Source organism: Solimonas fluminis (assembly GCF_002930645.1).
Taxonomy (GTDB): domain Bacteria; phylum Pseudomonadota; class Gammaproteobacteria; order Nevskiales; family Nevskiaceae; genus Solimonas_A; species Solimonas_A fluminis.
This window is the reverse complement of record NZ_PSNW01000008.1, coordinates 208,898-226,507: the sequence shown is the minus strand read 5'-3', so window position 1 is coordinate 226,507 and position 17,610 is coordinate 208,898. Positions and strand designations below refer to the sequence as shown.

Below are 17,610 nucleotides of genomic sequence, written 5' to 3'. Positions count from 1 at the left end.
GCTGTCCTGGAAAGATTAATATATTCATAACGATATCATGGCAGGCTGAGAGTTTGCCCCCTTCGCTGTCCAGAAGGGATAAAAGTCGCGAGGAGTCAAAGTTACTAGCTGACTCAGTCGTCAGGAATGAGCCCTGCGGGGTATAGTTGCGCCCGTTGAGAGTTCTGCCGTAAGCCAGGGCTGACATAACGTCGGCGTTTTGGCTGAAGCGCCCGCCAGGTTCGCCGTGGCGCGCCAGTATCGACCTCCGCGGCCGCGGAAGGTTTTTCGGGGGAGGATTTTTCGTGGCAGCAGTGGCGGGGATGACCCAGGGGATGGTCCCGGAATTGCTTGTGCTCCCGCGTCCGGCCCGCTGCCCGAATCGCTCATGACCGACCTGCTGCCCAAAGTCAGCCGCAACCTGCCCGTCCGCTGGAAGCTGACGTTGCTGGTCGTGACGGTGGCGCTGACGGCCTTTGCTCCCCTTTGCGTCCATTTCCTCCAGTCCCGGGTCGGCGACAGCGTAGCCGGCGTCGCGGTGCTGGTCGTCGCTGGCATCCTGCTGACGCTGGTGGCGCTGATGGTCCTGGGTTTCGTGCAATCCATCGTGCGTCCTCTCGACGAACTGGTGCAGGGTGCCGAGGGCCTGATCCGCGGCTCCTGGGACACTCCGCTGCCTGAAAACCGCGGCGACGAGATCGGCGCCGTCGCTTCCGCGCTGGGCGAGTTCCGCGACCGTGCGCAGCGCTGGGACTACCTCGCCCATCACGATTCCCTCACCGGCCTGGCCAACCGTGCCCGGCTGGAGGCCCTGCTCAACACCGAGGGGCCGACCCTGCGCTCGCAGGGTCAGGCCTTGGTCGTGACCTACATCGGCCTGGACCAGCTCACCGCGATCAGCGACATGCTGGGCGCCGTCGCCGGCGACGAGTTCCTGCGCATCGCCGCCCGCCGCCTGCGGGCCTGCACCGACGACAGCGGCCGGCTGTTCTACGTCGGCGGCGCCCTGTTCGCCGTGGTATCGCCGCAGCTGCCCAACAATGCCCGCCTGGTGGAACTGGCCGACCAGCGCACGCGCGCCCTGATCGGCGAGCTGTCGCGGCCGTTCACGCTGAACGACCAGGAGCTCGACATGACGGTCAATGTCGGCGTCGTCACCTGCCCGCAGGATGGCGATACCTACGACGAGATCATCGCCAATGCCCAGGCGGCGCTGAGCCATGCGCGCCAGAATCCCGGCAGCGGCTTCCAGTTCTACACCCGCCAGATCGCGGAAAAGGTGCGTTCGCGCACCGCGCTGATCGCGCAGCTGCGCCGCGCCGTTCAAGGGGAGGAACTGCGCGTCCACTACCAGCCGGTGCTCGATGTGAGCAGCGGCCGCGTGGTCTGCGCCGAGGCCCTGATGCGCTGGCAGCATCCGACGCGCGGCCTGGTGATGCCGGGCGAGTTCATCCAGGTAGCCGAGGAGACCGGTGCCATCGGCGCCATGGGCGGCTGGTGCCTGGCCAAGGCGCTGGCCGATGCCAAGAGCTGGCGCCTGTCCGGTGCCGCGCCGGTGAAGCTCGCCGTGAACCTGTCGGCGCGCCAGCTCAACGATCCGGGCCTGGTGGATTCCATCCAGCAGACCATCGAGCAGATCGATGCCGACCCCACGGACCTGGAACTGGAGCTCACCGAGAGCACCATGATGGGCAACCCCGCCCACAGCGCCCGCGTGCTGCGAAGCCTCAAGTCCATGGGCATCACCCTGTCGGTGGATGACTTCGGTACCGGCTATTCCTCGCTGGCCTACCTGCACCGCTTCCCGCTGGACAAGATCAAGATCGACCGCAGCTTCGTTTCGCGCGTCAACCGCAGCCGCAAGGATGAGATGATCATCCAGGCCACCACCGGCTTGGCCGCCAACCTTGGCTTGCAGGTGGTGGCGGAAGGCGTGGAGACCCGCGAGCAGCTGCAGACGCTGCGCGGCCTGGGCTGCAACATGATGCAGGGCTTCCTGTTCAGCCCCGCGCTGCCGCTGCCGGACTTCATGACCTGGTGCCAGACGCCCGAGATCGCCGAGAAGGCGATGGCCACGGTCAACTGACGCTGATCGGTTCCGCAACGAAAAAGGGGCGCCTCGGCGCCCCTTTTTTGTGATCAGAATCCGCGCAGCGTCGCGAATTCGTCCAGTTCCGCGCGGCGGGTACGCAGCCGGTTGACCGGTGCCGACTCGTCCATGTAGCCCAGGGCCATGCCGCAGCAGAGCATCAGTTCCGGCGGCATGCCGACGAACTCCGCCACCGTCTTGTGCCAGATGGCCCAGGCCTCCTGCGGACAGGTGTGCAGGCCCAGCTCCCGCGCCGCCAGCATGATGCTCTGCTGGAAGATGCCGATGTCCATCCACTGGTCGATGCCCATCTGGCGGTCGATGGCGAAGAACAGCCCCACCGGCGCATCGAAGAAGCGGAAGTTGCGCATCACCTGCATCACGCGGGCGCGCTTGTCCTCGCGCGGGATGCCCATCGTGCCGTACAGGTCTTCGCCGCACTCGAAGCGGCGCGTGCGGTAGGGCTCGCCGAGGTTCTTCGGGTAGATGTCGTACTCGCTGCCCTCGCCCGCCGGGTTGGCCTGCCAGCGCTTCTCCATCAGCGCCACGAACTCGCGCAACGGCTCGCCCGCAAGCACGTAGACATGCCAGGGCTGCAGGTTGCCGCCGGACGCGGATCGCTTGGCCGCTTCCAGCAGGGCGCGGACTTTCTCCTCGGACACCGGGGTATCGAGGAAGGCGCGACAACTGATCCGTGTCGCCAGGGCTTCTGAAACCTTGATGGTCGTTCTCCTAGGCTGCGGCCAATTCTAGGGTCTCGCCCGCCGGCTGCGCCCTACCCGCGGCATCTTCCAGGATCATGGCGGCGGCCTTTTCGCCAACCATGGTCGCCGGGGCATTGGTGTTGCATCCCGGTACAGTGGGCATGATCGAGCAGTCCACCACGCGCAGGCCGGCAATGCCGTGCACACGCAGACGCGGATCGACCACCGCCATGGGGTCGCCGGCCGGCCCCATGCGGCAGGTTCCCACCGGGTGGTAGGCCACCTCGGCCGTCCGGCGCACGAACTCGCGCAACTCCTCGTCGCTCTGCAGCTCCGGGCCGGGCGAGACTTCCGCCTCGCGGTGCTCGTCGAAGGCCCGTTGCGACAGCACGCGACGGGTCTCGCGTATGCCGGCCACCAGGCGGTCGATATCCCGGGGATGCGCCGCGAAGTTCGGATCGATCTTCGGTGGTGCCAGCGGGTCCTTGCTGCGTAGGCTGACACGGCCGCGCGAGAGCGGCCGCAGGTCGTAGTTCATCACGGCGTAGCCGTAGCGCCGGAACGGGCCGCTCAGGTCCAGGCCGTGCTTTGCATTCGGCGTCGGCAGGAAGTGCCACTGCAGGTCCGGAATCGTCTCTTCGGGCCGCGAGCGGTAGAAGCCGCCGGCTTCGGCCATGTTGGAGGTGTATTCGCCGCGGCGTGCGAACAGGTACTGCAGCATCGCCACCAGCAGGCTCCACCAGCGCGTCGGGTGGAAGGAGTAGCTGACGCGCGTCTTCGCCTTGACCTCGACGAACACATCGAGATGGTCCTGCAGGTTCTCGCCGACGCCGGGCAGCTCATGCTGCAAGGGAATGCCATGGCGTTCCAGTTCCTGCTTCGGACCGATACCGGACAACAGCAGCAGTTGCGGTGACTGGAAGGCACCGGCCGACAGGATCACCTCGCGCGCGGCCCGGAGCTGCAGATCATGCCTGCCTTGCCGGTAGCGCACACCCACGGCACGGCCTTCCTCCAGCAGCAGTTGCGTGACATGCGCGCCGGTCAGCACCCGGAGATTGGGCCGCGACTCCGCGGGCCGCAGGTAGGCTCGGGCGTTGCTGCAGCGCTCCCCGTCCTTCTGGAAGACGTGATAGATCCCCACGCCCTCCTGTACGGCACCGTTGAAGTCCGGGTTGTGCGGGTGTCCGGCCTGCCGGGCTGCCTCGACGAAGCCCAGGCTCAGCGGATTGGTCGAGCGGCGTGCCGCGATGTTCAGCGGGCCGCCCTTGCCGTGGAAGGGCCGGTCTTGCTCGGCACAGTCGGGTTGGTAGTTCTCGGAGCGGATGAAATACGGCAGGACCTCCCGGTAGCTCCAGCCCTCGCAGCCCAGCGCTGCCCAGTGGTCGTAGTCGCGCGGATGGCCGCGGGTGTAGACCATGCCGTTGATGCTGCTGGAGCCTCCCAGCGTCCGGCCGCGGGGCTGGTACAGCCGGCGGCCGTGCAGGTGATGCTGTGGCTCGCTCCAGAACTTCCAGTTGCAGAACTGGCCATTCACCAGAGGCAGCAAGCCTCCTGGCATCGCGATGAAGGGATTGCGGTCGCGCGGACCGGCTTCCAGCAGGCATACGCGGTACCGGCCGCTTTCGCTCAGGCGATGGGCCAGTACGCAGCCGGCGGAGCCCCCGCCGATGATCAGGTAATCGTAGATTTCGCCCTGCCCGGCTTCCGGCATGCGTCTCTCCTCGCTCTTGTCCATGCCCGCCATGCCTGGCCGGCGGGCCTTCACTCCAAGACTAAGGGAGCGGCGGTCCGGCTGGTATGATCGCGGCGGACAGTCTATAGACCAAAACGGACAGGACAGCATGCAACCCGCCATCCGCCGCGCCGCCGCCAGCCTCCAGCTGCTGGTGCAGATCGGCGTGGAGCACGGCCTGATGCCGACGCAATGCCTGGAACAGACCGGACTGGACGTCAACCAGCTGTTCGATGCGGACGCCGAGGTCGACGCCGCCCAGGAACTGCAGGTCATGCGCAACCTGCAGCGGCAGTTGCCCGGCATCGCCGGCCTCGGCCTGATCGCGGGCTTGCGGCTGCGGCTGAGCACGCATGGCATCCTCGGGTACGCCATGCTCAGCAGCGCCACGCTCAGGGACGCGCTGTCGCTGATGCTGCGCTATCTCGACCTGGCCTATGCCTACTGCGAGGTCAGCACCGAGTCCGACGCGCAGGAGATGCGCATCCTGATCGACGACCGGGGCGTACCCGAGGACCTGCGTGGCTTCATCATGGAGCGCGTGGCCGGCGGTGCCTTCGCGCTGGCGCACGAGATCCTCGGGCGGGTGCCGGAGCTGCGCCGGCTGTGCTTCCGCTTCCCGCGCCTGCCGCATGCCGAACGCTACCGGCAACTGGTCGGCGTCACGCCGGAGTTCAGCGCCGAGCGCAACCTGATCGCGGTGGACGCGCGGGTGCTCGACCTGCCGCTGCCGCAGGCCAATGCCCTGACCCAGAGGCTCTGCGAAGAGCAATGCCGCATGCTGCTCAACCGCCGCCGGCTGCGCGGAGGGGTCGCCGGGCAGGTTCGCGATCGCCTGCTGCAGGCCTACGGCCGGATGCCGGAGATCGGCGAACTGGCCGCCGCCCTGCACATCACCGGCCGCACGCTGCGCCGCCGGCTGGAGGCGGAAGGCACGTCCTACCGCGGCCTGGCCGACGAGGTACGCTGCACCCTGGCCGAAGGCTGGCTCGCCGCCGGACTGCCGGTGGAACAGGTCGGATTGCGCCTCGGCTTCTCGGAACCCTCTGCGTTCATCCGCGCCTTCAAGCGCTGGACCGGCCGCACGCCCGGCGGGCGGCCGCGTCAGGCGCGCTCGTAGAAGCCGAGGTCGGCACGCACGCCCAGCGAGCGCGAGAAGGCCGCCGGATCGAAGCCCTCCGCCGCGAACATCCCCTGCACCACGGCCTGTGCCGCCGCGATGGCGTCCTGGCTCTGCCACTCCACCCACGTCAGCACGTTGAATTCGCCGCTGCCGCCGGCCTGGGTCAGCACCATCTGCCCCAGGCAGCCCGGCAGCGTGCGCAGTATTTTCTGGATGCGCTGTATCTGCGCCACGAAGACCGGCACGGCCTCGGGCGGTACCACGAACTTGTCGATGCGATGGATGCTGCGGGATGCAGACATGAAAAGACTCCTGTCAAAGCAGGCGGCAGGCCTGCGCGACAGGAGTCTGGGACCTCAAGCGCGGTTGAGGTCAAGCACGGCCTGTCTTCAGGCGCGCAGTTTGTCCACCACGCTCCGCAGGCGCTGGATCGCGCCCGGCACGTCGGCCAGCTTGTCCAGGCCGAACAGGCCGACGCGGAAGCTGCGGAAATCGCCGCCCTCGCCGCACATCAGGGGCACTCCGGCGGCACTCTGCAGCCCCAGCGCCACGAACTTCCTGGCGTTGCTGATATCGGGATCGCTGGTGTACGACACCACGACGCCCGGGGCCTCGAAGCCCTGGGCCGCTACGCTGGGGAAGCCGCTGGCCGCCAGCATTTCGCGCACGCCCCGTCCGAGCGCCCACTGGGCCTCGCGCAGCGGTTCCAGTCCCATCGCCAGGGTGTCCTTCATGGAATCGCGCAGGCGCAGCAGCCCCTCGGTGGGCATGGTCGCGTGATAGGCATGCCCGCCGCCCTCGTAGGCCTCCATGATCTGCAGCCACTTCTTCAGGTCGGCGGCAAAGCTGCTGCTCTGGGTCTGGGCGATGCGTGCCTTGGCCTCGGCACCGAGCATCACCAGCGCCGCGCAGGGCGTGGAACTCCAGACCTTCTGCGGCGCAGTCAGCAGGATGTCGATGCCGCAGGCCCGCATGTCCACCCAGGCCGCGCCGGAGGCCACGCAGTCCAGCACGAACAGCCCGCCGTGCGCGTGCACGGCCGCGGCGACACGCCTCAGGTAATCGTCCGGCAGGATCATGCCGGAGGCGGTCTCCACATGGGGCGCAAAGACCAGGTCCGGCTTCTCGCGGCGGATCGTCTCTTCCACTTCCTCGACCGGCGCCGGCGCCCAGGGCGACTGCGGGCCATTGCCGGACGGGCGTGCCTGCAGCACGGTTTCGCTCGCCGCAATGCCGCCCATCTCGAAGATCTGCGACCAGCGGTAGCTGAACCAGCCGTTGCGGATCACCAGGCAGCGCTTGCCTCCGGCGAACTGCCGCGCAATCGCTTCCATGCCGAAGGAGCCGCCACCGGGCACCACCACCACCGCCTCGGCCTTGTAGACCGACTTCAGGGTGGCCGAGATGTCCCGCATGGCCTGCTGGAACAGCTGGGACATGTGGTTGACGGCACGGTCGGTGAAGACCACCGAATACTCGAGCAGTCCATCGGGATCGACGGAACGGAAATGACGCGACATCAGCACGCTCCCCGCGAAGGTGGATCCGCGCCGGAACGGCGCGGGCGGGCCATTGTCCGGGGATACCGGTGGCCAGGCAATCCGTCTACAGCAGGCCCGGGATCACCGCGCGGCGCTGCGCCGGATAGTCGGCGAAGGTACGTCGGTACCAGCGGTGGTTCTCCAGCGCCCGCGGCAGCAGGTTGGCCAGTGTCCAGAGCAGGAAGACCGCACCCGCCGCCGACCAGATGGCCAGCGCCCAGCCGGCCCAGACCAGGAACTCGCCGAGGTAGTTGGGGCAGCTCACGCGCTCGTAGAGCCACCCGCGGGGAATCCTGTAGCCGGTCTCGCCGGGCTTGCGCAGCGCCGCCAGCATCGCGTCGGCCTTGCGGTTGATGTGCCAGCCGGCGGCGAACAGCGCCGCGCCCGCCAGGAACCGCGGATCGGCCAGCCAGGACAGTTCGTAGGCCTGGCCGATGCCGTTCCAGGACAGGATCGCGGCATTGAGGAAGGACACCCCAAGGTTGGTCGCGAAGGCCAGCGCCGGGATCAGCAGCGGCGTGGTATCTCCCGGCTTCACGCGGCGCATGAAGGGATAGATGAAGCTGCGCTGGAAATAGTGCGCCTGCCACATCGCCAGCAGGATCAGCGGCACCGGCGCCAGGGCACGCTCGCCCATGAAGTAGATGACGGCGAAGCCCAGCGCCGAAGGCGCCTCCATGAAGATCCAGGACGCACGCGTCGGCACCCCCGGCCCCCACCACCAGGCCGTCTTGTCGCCCTTGTGGCGGCCATAGGCAGCCTTGGCCACCAGGCTCAGGGTGGCGAACACGAACAGCGAGCCCGCGAAGTACGCGATCAGCAGGGCTTCGTGCCATTGGACTGCGTTCATGACGTTACCGGCTCGGTCGGGCAAGGATGACGCATTGTTAGCGCCTGCCGGGAGAATGTCTTGACAGGCGTCGCCAATCCATTAGGAAATCTCGCCACCATGTCGGCAAGACCTTCCAGCGGCAACTCGGCCGGGCAGATTTCCGCGCGCTTCGGCGCCGGGCTGCTGGAACAACTGCGTGGGATGGGTATCCCGCCGGACCGCCTGCTGCCGGAGAGCCGGCTTCGCGAGATCCGCCAGAGCGATGCCCGCACCCAGATGCCGCTGTCGGAGTGGGTTGCGATCATGGAGGCGGCGATCCACATCAGCGGCGACCCGGACCTGGCGCTGCGGGCCGGCGCCGGCATCAAGCCCGGGCAGCTGGGGCTGCTGGGGCACGTGCTGATGAGCTGCGCCACCGTCGGCGAGGCGATCCGCCAGGCGGGCCGCTACCTGCGCCTGCTGCATGCCATCGGCGGTGCCGAGCCCGCGGTGCGAAATGGCCAGCTCGAAGTGCCCATGTCCTGGAGCGACGGCAGCCTGCCCAGCCCGCTGATCGCGCAGTTCCGCCTGGCCGCCTGCGCCGGCATGGGGCGCTGGCTCACCGGCCTGCCGGAGTTGCGCATGGATGCCTACTTCCAGTTCCCGGCGCCGCCGGACCTGGGCATCTACCGGCGTGTCTTCGGAGGCGCCCTGCACTTCGGCCAGCCGCAGACCAAGCTGGCCCATCCCGCCGACTACCTGCAGCTGCCGGTGGCCATGGCGGACGCGGCGATGCAGCGGCTGGCGCAGGCCCAGGCGGAGGCGCTGCTGCGCGAGCTGGACACGGATTCCGCCTTCCTGCGGGAGCTCGATGCCGTGCTGACCCGGGGCCTGCCGCTGGGGCGCGTTTCGCTGGAGCAGAGCGCAGCGGCACTGAAGCTCTCCACGCGCACCCTGCACCGGCGGCTGGAGCGGGAAGGCACCTCCTTCCGCGCCGAACTGGACCGTGCGCGGCAACGCAGCGCGGAGGCCCTGCTGCGCGATCCGCGCGTGACCCTGGCCGATACGGCCTTCCTGCTCGGGTATACCGAGCAGAGCAGCTTCCAGCAGGCCTTCAAGCGCTGGACCGGCCGGACGCCCGGGCAGTATCGCGCCGCCCTATCGCGGTGAAATGGGCTGCACCAGGATCCACAGGCCGGCGACCGTGAACAGCATCATCAGCACCAGCATCGGCATCTGGCTCAGCACCGCCCGCCCGCGCGAGGGGAACAGGCGCAGCGCCTCCACGTGGGCGAGATAGACGCTGACGATGTGGCCGAACACGATCAGCGCCACCTGCGTATGCCAGACCGTGCCCATCTCGGGCAGGATCGGCGCTCGGAACAGGCCCGCGGTGCCGAACAGGTTCCAGCCCCGGCCGAAGGGATCCGACAGCAGGCTGGCGATCTTCACGCCCTGGGTCAGCAGCAGCGTGTAGTAGTGCGTGATGTGGTAGACCAGCGCGATCGGCAGCAGTGAGTATGCGAAGGACAGCGCCAGCTCGTGCAGGGAATGCTCGCTGCGGGTCAGCAGTTTCGCCATCCACACGAACAGCAGGTAGACGCCCAGGTAGATGAACGGTGACAGCAGCAGCCAGCTGGTCTCGTAAAGCACGTACCAGGGCCGCAGCTGCACGAAGGCGTAGATCGGCGAGCGCCCCATCCACTGCGTCAGCAGCCCGGTGGGATCCCCCCAGAACAGCTTGTACCAGGGCACCGTGGTGTGCAGGCCGTCATAGGCCGTGGAGGAGAGCATGAACAGCACGAACAGCAGCAGGCTGACGTGCTCCGCGCGCTCCTGCAGCAGCCCGGCGAAGGGTGCGCGGAGCAGCAGGCGGCCGCGCTGGCCGGGCTGCTCCGCCGGTCGATAGTCCAGGGGCGCCATGCGCGCGATCAGCCGCAGGAACACGGCGAGGAAATCGCAATACCGGAACCAGGCCGTGGCACCGACCAGCCACACACCGGCAAGGCTGATCAGGCTGTAGGCCAGCAGCATCTTGGCCAGGAACAGCGGCCGCATGTGCGTGAACAGCTCCATCCAGATGAAGGCCATGTAGAAGGCCAGCGCCGGCCAGTAAGCCAGCGTGGCTGCCGGATAGACGAAGCGGCCACGTTCGTAGCCGGCCCAGACGCGGCCGATGCCGCGCGAGACCAGGCGCCAGGGATTGAGCAGCGCATAGAGGTCGCCCGCCAGCGCGCAGAGGTAGCTGAAGCCCAGCACGAAGACGATCCAGAAGAACGTCATGCTGAAGTTGCGGTAGGGATCCCGGCTGCCGAGGAAGCCGGTGGCCAGGCACAGCAGCAGCCCCAGCAGGCTTAGCGCCTTGAGCAGCGGCAGCACTCGCCGCAGGCCCCGCGCCAGGGCCGTGTTGCTCAGGTCGCGCTGCGGCTGGGGCGCCCGCGCTTCCGACACGGTGACGAAGTAGCCCACCACCAGGAAGGACAGCAGCAGCGCCCCCGCGGCCCCGTAGAGATACAGCCACAGCGGCACCGGCAGGTTGTAGATCCGGCCGAAGGAATGCGCCTGGGCGACGGCGGGAAAGAAAAGCGCCGCCCCGAGGGCGGCGCTCCTGTGCTTGCGGTGGATCACGGCGCGATCAGCGGTTGACCGTCTTCTCCCACATCTGCAGGTAGGCCTCGGCGGAGTTGTAGAGCGCGTCCAGCGCCTCCTGCCCGCCCTCCAGGCGGATCTCCTCGACGTAGTCCGCCACCATGCCGTAGTGCGCGGTGCCCACTTCGTCGATGTTCCAGGTCTTGCCGCTCTCCGGCACCGTCTGCAGGTTGAAGGTCACCGGCTTGACGCCGCTGAACTGCGGGCCCCAGTCCGGGCCCTTGAACAGCGTGAACGGATACTCCACCGGCTTGCTGCCGGCGCCGCGCGGGCCGGCGCGGTCGGCGATGCCGTTGGCATCCATGCCATAGCCCACCGCCATCGGCTTGCCCGCCGGCCAGATCGGCTTGAGCTTCTGCATGAACTCGACGTGGCCCTTGCCGTTGGGCTTGAACGGGTAGATCAGGCCGCCGAGGTCGAGGATATCCTTGGCCTGCTGGATCGAGATGCCGCCATGGCCGCCGTGGGCGGAGATCAGCGGATACGGCGGGGTCTGCTGCTTGGCCATCTCGATCATGTCGCTCTTGATCGACAGTTCGGCATGGTCGATGTCGATGATGAACTTCTTGTCCATCAGCTTCTGGACGGCGTAGCGGCCCAGTTCGGTCATGCCGCGCGCATTGCACTGGCGCTTGCCGGGGGTATACAGCGGCAGCGTGCCGCCGACGGTGTTCAGGACGAACTGCGTCAGCGGATCGGCACCGGTACCCGGGATCGCCGTGGTCATCACCGCACCGGCGTCGTAGAAGTAGGTCTCGCCTTCGCCGCCGTCCGGGCAGTCGTAGGTATCCCAGAAGTGGCCGGTGCCCCAGAAGCCCACGAGGTTCAGCACCAGGCCGTTGAAGATGCCCGTGCCGCCCAGGGCGCTGTCGACGTCGTGGTACGGGAACAGTTCGCGCACGCCCAGGTCCCAGACCTCTTCGATCTGCTGGTCGATGTCTTCCTTGGTGCAGCCAGCCTGTTCGCCGAGGCCCAGGACCGACTTGCTGGTGCAGTTGAACAGGTTGGAGAACTCCAGGCCCGGTACCACGGCCAGCTTGCCCTGGTTGATGACCTCGCGCGCCTGGGCCGGGTCGCCGACGATGCGGAACCAGCCCTTGCCCGGGCCGCCCTCCTGCGCGTCCACATAGTCCTGCAGGGTCTTCAGGTACTTCACCTGGTTGATGCCCAGGTTCATGTCGTTGCAGTCGTAGGTCAGCGCTTCGCCCGGCCGGACCGTGACCATGTAGAGCTGGGCGACCTCGCAGAGCGCGGCGATGTTGGTGCCTTCCGACACCATGACGCGCAGGCCCGCCTTCCAGGCGCGCTCCACCCACTTGTAGTACATGGCCTGGTGCAGCTGCGACACATGGCCCGGCCAGTCGACGAAGTCCGGCCAGCCCTTGGTGTCGTGCGTGACCAGCGGCGTCAGGTCCAGGATCAGGGCCTCGGGATCGCGGATGCCGTTGGGGCCGTGGTAGGCCTCGCAGTTGTCCAGGGCCTCCGGCACGCCGAAGCGGTTGTACATCTGGCCGTAGAGCACGCCGCCCGCCGAGGGGCCGACATGCTGGCTGCCGTCGGACATCTCGTGGCCCATGGCCATGTGGGTATGCACCTCGGCGAAGCCGACCACTGGCTTGTTCACGCCGCGGCCGCGGTAGGTGTCGCCCACCGAGTCGGTGCTGATCTCGGGGTAGGCGGTGCAGCCCGTGGCGGGCTCGAAGGTGAAGGTGGCGGGGGCCGAGGCCAGCATCAGCTTGCCGGCGGCGTCCGTCGCCAGCGACTGCCCGGCGCTGGCGGAGCTGACCGTGTACCGGCCCGGGGCCGTGGTGTCGATGGTCCAGTCGGAGCCATCGACCGCCCGGGTCACGGTGCCGACCTGGCCGTCGGCGGCGGTCAGGATGGCCGAGCCATGGTCATGGAACAGGTAACGGCCCAGGGCCGTCGGCTTCATGTAGAAGGGTTCGGCCGAGGCCGCGTCCGGTGCGGTGGCGGAGTAGCCGGCGCCATCGCGTTTCACGTAGCCATTGCCCGTGGACTTGAGCACGTAGCAGTGGTTGGCCAGGTCGTAGCGCGTCTTGGGCGCGGGATTGGGATGGCCGGCCGTGCCGCTGACGGGGTCGGAACTGCCGCAGCCGCCCAGGGTTGCCAAAGCCAGTACTGCCAGTGCCGCCGTCTTATGTGAAACCAAGATGCAATCTCCCCCGCGTATAAACTGCGTCTAAGCTCAGATGCTAAATGCAGGGGCGCTCCGCGGCCTAGGGAAGTGAAAACGCCTAGGTTGTATTTCCCATATCCCGCCTTGCCGCCACGGCCGGCCCTCCGGTTTCCCCGACCGCCCTGACCGCCTCCGCCAGCGCCTGCACCGACAGCGGCGCCGAGCCCTCCGCCTTGTTGCTGACCGTGACGTAGGCCGGCTGTCCCTTCCCTGTCACCCCGGCGATCAGCCTGGCCAGCGCCTGCCGTGTTCCCGGGTCCGGGTCCTGGAGGCGGTCGTAGGGCTCGTAGAGGCGCGCGGCATTCTCGTAGCCGAAGGCGCCGTGGAGCGGGTTCAGGTTCCAGCGGCAGACCAGGGGGCCCGGCCAGAGCTGGCGCAGGATCGGCAGCTGCTCGTCGATGCGCGGCATCTTGGCGTGCAGCCCCATGCAGTAGCTGGTGCCGGTGGCCTTCAGGGCGGCGACGAAGTCCGGCGTCAGCCATTCGCGGTCGCGGACCTCGACCGCTACGGCGACTCCCTGCGTCCGCGGCAGGGCGCGCAGCAGCCCGTAGAGGCCGTCCACCAGTTCCGGCATGCGCAGCAGCAGGTGGCCGGGCAAGGGGCTGAGCTGGAACACCAGGGCTCCCAGCTTGCGTCCCAGGCCCTCGGTGGCCGGCTCCACGAAGCTGCGCAGGGCCAGGGCCGGGTCGAGGAACTGCGGGTTCATCTGCAGGCCCCGGCCCGATTCGTCGCGCACCTGGGCATCGGCCACCAGGCTGGGCGCCTTCACCACGAAGCGGAAGTCCTCCGGCACCTGCGAGGCATAGGCGCCGTACTGGCCGATGTCCAGCGGACGGTAGAAGGCCCGGTCCAGGCTCACGGTGCGGAACAGCGGGTGCTGCACGTAGGCCCCCAGGCCATGGCGCGACAGCATCGGGTCGGAGTACTCCTGGTCCCAGACCGTGCCGATCCAGCCGGCATAGGTCCAGGACGAGGTGCCCAGCCGCAGTGTCGGCGGCAGCGCGGCCGCGAGCTCGCGCAGCGCCGGATCCTGCGCGGCCGGCTGCACCTTGGCCCCGCGCTTGCGCGCGGGGGGCGGCGGCGATTCCGGCGGCGGATCGGTGTCGGGGAACAGGGAGTCCTGCATCCCGCGATACTACCCTTCCCCTTACTCCGTGGGCTCGATCACCAGCAGCAGATCCTTGGCCTCGATGCGCGTGCCCTTGGGCGTGACCACTTCCTTCACCGTTCCGGCGAAGGGCGCGGTCAGCAGGGTCTCCATCTTCATGGCCTCGATCGCCAGCAGCGGGTCGCCCAGCTCCACCTTCTGTCCTTCCTTGGCGGCCACGCTGACCACCACGCCCGGCATCGGCGCCGCGATATGGCTGGTCTGGCCCGGCTCGGCCCGGCGGCGCTGCTTGGCGGCGCCGGCATGGGCCTTCTCGGTGACGCTGACGACGCGCTGCTGGCCGTTGAGCTCGAAGAACACCTTGCGCTCGCCGTTGTCGTTGGCGGCGCTGGTGGTGACGTAGCGGATCACCAGGGTCTTGCCCTTCTGCAGGTCCACGCTGAGCTCTTCATGCTCGCCCAGGCCGTAGAAGAACTGCTGGCTCGGCAGGTGGCTGAGGTCGCCGTAGTTCTTGCGGTGCTGAGCGTACTCGGTGAAGACCTTGGGATACATCAGCCAGGAGGCCACGTCCGTCTCGCTCGCCGTGGCCGTGCCGAGCAGCGCGGCGGTCTCCTTGCGGGCCGCATCGAGGTCCTGCGGCGGCAGGTGCGCGCCGGGGCGCGCGGTGACCGGGGCCGCGCCCTTCAGGATCTTCTTCTGCAAGGCGGCCGGGAAGCCGCCCGGCGGCTGGCCCAGCTCGCCGCGGAACAGCTCCACCACGGACTCCGGGAAGTTGATCTCCTTGTCCGGGTTCACCACGTCCTCGGCCGTCAGGCCGGAACTGATCATGTACAGCGCCATGTCGCCGACCACCTTGGAGGTGGGCGTGACCTTGACGATGTCGCCGAACATCTCGTTGACCTGGGCATAGGCCTCGGCCACTTCCGGCCAGCGATGCTCCACGCCCAGGCTGCGGGCCTGCTCGCGCAGGTTGGTGTACTGGCCGCCCGGCATCGCGTGGCGGTAGACGTCGGCCGTGCCGCTGCGGATCTCGCTTTCGAAGGCGCCGTAGGTCTGGCGCACCACTTCCCAGTAGCGCGAGACTTCGCGCAGGGCCTGCGTGTCCAGCCCCGTATCGCGCGGACCGTCGCGCAGGGCGGCGGCGATGGATTCCAGGTTGGGCTGGGAGGTCAGGCCGCTCCAGGAGCCGATGGCGCCGTCCACCGCGTCGCAGCCGGCCTCTGCCGCGGCCAGCACGCTGGCGGCGCTGATGCCGCTGGTGTCATGCGTGTGGAAGTGGATCGGCAGCGCGGTTTCCTCGCGCAGCGTCTTCACCAGCAGGCGGATCGCCTCCGGGCGGCAGACGCCGGCCATGTCCTTGATGCCCAGGATATGGGCGCCGGCGGCCTCCAGCTCCTTGGCCATGCTCACGTAGTACTTCAGGTCGTACTTGTTGCGGCCCTTGGCCAGCATGTCGCCGGTATAGCAGATCGCCGCCTCGGCCAGGGCGCCCGACTCGCGCACGGCGTCGATCGCCACGCGCATGTTCTCGACCCAGTTGAGCGAGTCGAAGATGCGGAACACGTCGATGCCCTCCTTCGCCGCCTGGGCGACGAAGTGGCGTACCACGTTGTCCGGGTAGTTCTTGTAGCCCACCGCGTTGGAGGCCCGCAGCAGCATCTGCAGCAGCATGTTGGGCATGCGGCTGCGCAGCTCGCGCAGGCGGGCCCAGGGATCCTCGTGCAGGAAGCGCAGGGCCACGTCGAAGGTGGCGCCGCCCCAGCACTCCAGCGACAGCAGCTGCGGCAGCAGGCGCGAGTAGTACGGGGCGATGCGCAGCATGTCATGCGTGCGCATGCGGGTGGCGATCAGCGACTGGTGCGCGTCGCGCATCGTGGTGTCGGTGAACAGCACCTGCGGCTGCTCGCGCAGCCACCTGGCGAAGCCTTCGGCACCGAGCTGCTGCAGGCGCTGCTTGTTGCCGTCGGGGATCGTGTCGGGCAGCGCCTTGGGCAGCGGCGCCACCGGCATGCTCGCGGGCCGCACGCGGCTGCGTACTTCCGGCTGGCCGTTGACGATCACATCGCCCAGGTAGCTCAGCAGCTTGGTGGCGCGGTCCTGGCGCTCCGGGAACTTGAACAGGTCCGGCGTTTCGTCGATGAAGCGCGTGGTGCACTCCCCGGACTTGAACAGCGGGTGGGCGATGACGTTCTCGAGGAACTGCAGGTTGGTGGACAGGCCGCGGATGCGGAACTCGCGCAGCGCGCGGTCCATGCGGCGGATCGCCTCATCAGACTCCGCGCCCCAGGCCGTGACCTTCACCAGCAGCGAGTCGTAGGCGGTGCCGATCACCGCGCCGGAATAGGCCGTGCCGCCGTCCAGGCGGATGCCGAAGCCGGCCGGGCTGCGGTAGGCCAGCAGGCGGCCATAGTCCGGCAGGAAGCCGTTCTGCGGGTTCTCGGTGGTGACGCGGCACTGCAGGGCATGGCCGCTGAGCCTGATCTGTTCCTGCGGCGGCACGCCGGAGGCCGGGGTGCCCAGCTTGGCACCGCCCGCCACCAGGATCTGCGCCTTCACCAGGTCCACGCCGGTCACCTGCTCGGTGACGGTGTGCTCCACCTGGATGCGCGGGTTGACCTCGATGAAATAGAACTTGTCGCTGTCGCGGTCGAACAGGAACTCCACCGTGCCGGCGTTGCTGTACTGCGCGGCGCGGCCGATGCGCAGGGCGGCCTCGCAGAGCGCCTGGCGGTTCGCCGGGTCGTTCTCCAGGTACGGCGCCGGGGCGCGCTCCACCACCTTCTGGTGGCGGCGCTGCACCGAGCAGTCGCGTTCGTAGAGATGCACCAGGCCGCCGTGGCGGTCGCCGAGGATCTGCACCTCGACATGGCTGGCGCGGCGGATCAGCTTCTCGAGGTAGACCTCGTCGTTGCCGAAGGCGGCGCCGGCCTCGCGGCGGGCCGCGGTCACCGAGGGGATCAGGTCCGCCTCGGTCTCGATCACCCGCATGCCGCGACCGCCGCCGCCCCAGCTGGCCTTGCACATCAGCGGGTAGCCGACGCCGGCGGCCAGCTGGCGGATCGAATCGTCGTCCCTGGGCAGGGGGCCGGTGGCCGGGATGGTCGGCACCTGAGCGCCGTCGGCGAGCTGCTTGGCCGCCACCTTGTTGCCCAGGCGGCGCATGGCCTCCGGGGACGGCCCGACGAAGACGATGCCGTCGCGCGCGCAGGCCTCGGCGAAGTCCGGGTTCTCGGACAGGAAGCCATAGCCGGGGTGGATCGCATCCACGCCCGCCTCGCGGGCCACGGCCAGGATGCCTTCGATATCCAGGTAGGCCGCCAGCGGCTTGCCGGCCTGCCCTACCTTGTAGCTCTGGTCCGCCTTGAAGCGGTGCAGCGCGAAGCGATCCTCTTCCGAGTAGATCGCCACGGTCTCGATGCCGAGCTCCGCCGAAGCCCGCATCACGCGGATGGCGATCTCGCCGCGGTTGGCGACAAGCAGGCGCTGGAACGGCCGGGAGTTCGGCATGGCGGATTTTCCTTATGAGCGGACCCGAAAGCATAAACAGCTTCCGTGCCACCTGCCCCACCCGTTAAGACGGGTTGTCCCCTCGGGGTACAACTGTCGCGCCCCGGAGGGAGCCGTGGCCATGCCGGCGGAAGCCGGTACCCGTCCCGGGCTGGAGCCACCCGGTG

Annotated in this window: 12 protein-coding genes; 3 read left to right on the top strand and 9 right to left on the bottom strand. The window is 68.4% G+C overall.

Annotation, left to right across the window (positions count from 1 at the left end):
• Nucleotides 1-367 precede the first annotated feature (367 nt).
• Nucleotides 368-2,065 carry a putative bifunctional diguanylate cyclase/phosphodiesterase gene (locus C3942_RS15395; RefSeq protein ID WP_104231240.1) on the top strand — a complete coding sequence of 566 codons (1,698 nt, stop codon included), beginning with the start codon at nt 368-370 and terminating at the stop codon, nt 2,063-2,065.
• Nucleotides 2,066-2,118: 53 nt separating this feature from the next.
• On the opposite strand, the gene C3942_RS15390 is transcribed toward C3942_RS15395, so the two are convergent.
• Together C3942_RS15390 and C3942_RS15385 are read right to left on the bottom strand one after the other, a co-directional pair.
• A complete protein-coding gene (locus C3942_RS15390) occupies nt 2,119-2,790 on the bottom strand; it encodes a nitroreductase (RefSeq protein WP_104231239.1) in 672 nt (223 codons plus the stop codon).
• A 10-nt stretch (nt 2,791-2,800) separates the two neighbouring features.
• Nucleotides 2,801-4,486, bottom strand: a complete 1,686-nt coding sequence (locus C3942_RS15385) for a GMC family oxidoreductase (protein ID WP_104231238.1) — start codon at nt 4,484-4,486, stop codon at nt 2,801-2,803.
• A gap of 130 nt (nt 4,487-4,616) precedes the next feature.
• Here C3942_RS15385 and C3942_RS15380 point away from each other — a divergent pair, with 130 nt between their 5' ends.
• On the top strand, nt 4,617-5,627 hold the full coding sequence (locus C3942_RS15380; RefSeq protein ID WP_104231237.1) for an AraC family transcriptional regulator: 1,011 nt from the start codon (nt 4,617-4,619) through the stop codon (nt 5,625-5,627).
• Here the strand turns inward: C3942_RS15380 and C3942_RS15375 are convergent.
• The 3 genes from C3942_RS15375 to C3942_RS15365 all read right to left on the bottom strand — a co-directional run bounded on the left by C3942_RS15375 (nt 5,612) and on the right by C3942_RS15365 (nt 8,021).
• On the bottom strand, nt 5,612-5,932 hold the full coding sequence (locus C3942_RS15375) for an antibiotic biosynthesis monooxygenase (RefSeq protein WP_104231236.1): 321 nt from the start codon (nt 5,930-5,932) through the stop codon (nt 5,612-5,614). The genes C3942_RS15380 and C3942_RS15375 overlap by 16 nt on opposite strands.
• A gap of 87 nt (nt 5,933-6,019) precedes the next feature.
• Nucleotides 6,020-7,150: an aminotransferase class V-fold PLP-dependent enzyme gene (locus C3942_RS15370; protein WP_104231235.1), complete on the bottom strand. Its 1,131-nt coding sequence runs from the start codon at nt 7,148-7,150 to the stop codon at nt 6,020-6,022.
• A gap of 85 nt (nt 7,151-7,235) precedes the next feature.
• Nucleotides 7,236-8,021, bottom strand: a complete 786-nt coding sequence (locus tag C3942_RS15365; RefSeq protein WP_104231234.1) for a phosphatidylethanolamine N-methyltransferase family domain-containing protein — start codon at nt 8,019-8,021, stop codon at nt 7,236-7,238.
• Nucleotides 8,022-8,120: 99 nt separating this feature from the next.
• On the opposite strand from C3942_RS15365, the gene C3942_RS15360 reads away from it, so the two are divergent.
• Nucleotides 8,121-9,152: an AraC family transcriptional regulator gene (locus tag C3942_RS15360; RefSeq protein ID WP_104231233.1), complete on the top strand. Its 1,032-nt coding sequence runs from the start codon at nt 8,121-8,123 to the stop codon at nt 9,150-9,152.
• On the opposite strand, the gene C3942_RS15355 is transcribed toward C3942_RS15360, so the two are convergent.
• The 4 genes from C3942_RS15355 to C3942_RS15340 form a co-directional block, all read right to left on the bottom strand.
• The gene (locus tag C3942_RS15355) at nt 9,141-10,610 is read right to left on the bottom strand and encodes a hypothetical protein (protein ID WP_104231232.1); all 1,470 of its coding nucleotides are present in this window, start codon (nt 10,608-10,610) and stop codon (nt 9,141-9,143) included. The two genes, C3942_RS15360 and C3942_RS15355, sit on opposite strands and share 12 nt — an antisense overlap.
• A gap of 7 nt (nt 10,611-10,617) precedes the next feature.
• Complete coding sequence (locus tag C3942_RS15350; RefSeq protein WP_133164318.1) at nt 10,618-12,801, bottom strand: peptidase M19; 2,184 nt, start codon at nt 12,799-12,801, stop codon at nt 10,618-10,620.
• 85 nt (nt 12,802-12,886) lie between these two features.
• Nucleotides 12,887-13,954, bottom strand: a complete 1,068-nt coding sequence (locus C3942_RS15345; protein ID WP_104231230.1) for a DUF72 domain-containing protein — start codon at nt 13,952-13,954, stop codon at nt 12,887-12,889.
• Nucleotides 13,955-13,975: 21 nt separating this feature from the next.
• Nucleotides 13,976-17,443 (bottom strand): pyruvate carboxylase, encoded by a 3,468-nt coding sequence (locus tag C3942_RS15340; protein WP_104231229.1) that lies wholly within the window; start codon nt 17,441-17,443, stop codon nt 13,976-13,978.
• Nucleotides 17,444-17,610: the final 167 nt, after the last annotated feature.

What these genes read in the sequence shown, in the direction of transcription:
- C3942_RS15395 (WP_104231240.1), top strand. Translation starts at nt 368, where the DNA reads ATGACCGACCTGCTGCCCAAAGTCAGCCGCAACCTGCCCGTCCGCTGG.
- C3942_RS15385 (WP_104231238.1), bottom strand. Translation starts at nt 4,486, where the DNA reads ATGCCGGAAGCCGGGCAGGGCGAAATCTACGATTACCTGATCATCGGC.
- C3942_RS15380 (WP_104231237.1), top strand. Translation starts at nt 4,617, where the DNA reads ATGCAACCCGCCATCCGCCGCGCCGCCGCCAGCCTCCAGCTGCTGGTG.
- C3942_RS15375 (WP_104231236.1), bottom strand. Translation starts at nt 5,932, where the DNA reads ATGTCTGCATCCCGCAGCATCCATCGCATCGACAAGTTCGTGGTACCG.
- C3942_RS15370 (WP_104231235.1), bottom strand. Translation starts at nt 7,150, where the DNA reads ATGTCGCGTCATTTCCGTTCCGTCGATCCCGATGGACTGCTCGAGTAT.
- C3942_RS15365 (WP_104231234.1), bottom strand. Translation starts at nt 8,021, where the DNA reads ATGAACGCAGTCCAATGGCACGAAGCCCTGCTGATCGCGTACTTCGCG.
- C3942_RS15360 (WP_104231233.1), top strand. Translation starts at nt 8,121, where the DNA reads ATGTCGGCAAGACCTTCCAGCGGCAACTCGGCCGGGCAGATTTCCGCG.
- C3942_RS15345 (WP_104231230.1), bottom strand. Translation starts at nt 13,954, where the DNA reads ATGCAGGACTCCCTGTTCCCCGACACCGATCCGCCGCCGGAATCGCCG.
- C3942_RS15340 (WP_104231229.1), bottom strand. Translation starts at nt 17,443, where the DNA reads ATGCCGAACTCCCGGCCGTTCCAGCGCCTGCTTGTCGCCAACCGCGGC.